The organism is Promicromonospora kroppenstedtii DSM 19349, assembly GCF_000515355.1.
Lineage (GTDB): Bacteria > Actinomycetota > Actinomycetes > Actinomycetales > Cellulomonadaceae > Promicromonospora > Promicromonospora kroppenstedtii.
The window spans coordinates 83,803-84,843 of the sequence record NZ_KI911577.1 but is presented as its reverse complement, the minus strand read 5'-3'; the positions used below and the strand labels follow the sequence as shown (position 1 = coordinate 84,843).

Sequence of the window (1,041 nt, the reverse complement as noted above, 5' to 3'; positions counted from 1 at the left end):
GGCGTAGTACCGCACTAGACGACAGCCCCTACCGCACTGCATCTGCCAGCGTAGGGGCTTTGTCGTGCATCTGCCCGGGTGAAGAAATCTAAAGACCTGCGAAAGCGCCTTGCATTCGCCTCTCGCGCCGTGTCACACATGAGTCACGCAAGTCACCTTGCGTGACTCGCACTCATCGCCCCGAGGTCGCTCGATCTCCGGGACACCGTCACCCACAAGGGCCTATTTGCCATGTCTGAAATCAGCGTGTTCCGCTACACCGACGCCGACCTCTCGCTCGACGAGGTCACCGAGGCCCAGCTCATCCGCGTTGCCCAGGGTCACGCCGCTGGCGTCGACCACACGGACCCCGAGGCCGCCAAGATGGCGCTCCTCGACGCCTACGGCCCCGCTATCCGCGCCGCGGTCTCGCGCTTCAAGGGCGGCGTCTTCGACGGCCAGCCCTCCCCGACCGCCGCCGACTACGGCACCTCCTCCCGCTCGATCGAGGACCTCCAGGCCGCGGCCCTGGTCGGCTTCCTGGAGGCCATCGCCGAGCACGACCCGGAGCAGAACCCGCGCCTCGCCGGGCACCTCGTGCACCGCCTGAACCGGGCCCTGTCCGAGGAGGTCGAGGCGGCTCCCGCTTCGCCATCCCGACCCGCACGCTCTCGCGCTTCTACGGCATCGTGCGGGCCGCCGACGGCGACCTCGACGCGGCGGAGAACCTGGCCGCCGAGTTCGGCATGAGCCGCGAGACCTTCCGCGACGTCCGCGCCGCGGTCGGCGCCGACTCGCTCGACGCGGAGACCGACGACGCCGACGGCAGCGCGAAGGAGAAGGGCTACGGCGTCACCGCTGCCCCGATCTTCGCCCCCTCCCCCGTGGTCGACGTCGAGGACAAGATCCTCGTCGACATGGCCTTCGCCGCCATGACCGACGAGGAGGCCCGCATCTGCGAGCTCGCCTACGGCTTCACCGAGTACGAGCCGGTCCCCGACCCGGAGATCGGCCACCGCATGGGCCTCTCGAAGGCGACCGTGCAGCGCAAGCGTCAGAAGG

The 1,041-nt window shown here is 69.4% G+C and carries 2 protein-coding genes; both read left to right on the top strand.

Annotated elements, in window-relative coordinates:
* The first annotated feature begins 231 nt into the window (after positions 1-231).
* On the top strand, positions 232-729 hold the full coding sequence (locus PROKR_RS38305; protein ID WP_157601828.1) for a hypothetical protein: 498 nt from the start codon (positions 232-234) through the stop codon (positions 727-729).
* On the top strand, positions 726-1,041 hold a 316-nt coding region (locus PROKR_RS38300; protein WP_169736291.1), incomplete at its 3' end, for a hypothetical protein. The genes PROKR_RS38305 and PROKR_RS38300, both read left to right, overlap by 4 nt.

Coding starts and splice junctions, on each gene's coding strand:
- PROKR_RS38305 (WP_157601828.1), top strand. CDS start 232: ATGTCTGAAATCAGCGTGTTCCGCTACACCGACGCCGACCTCTCGCTC.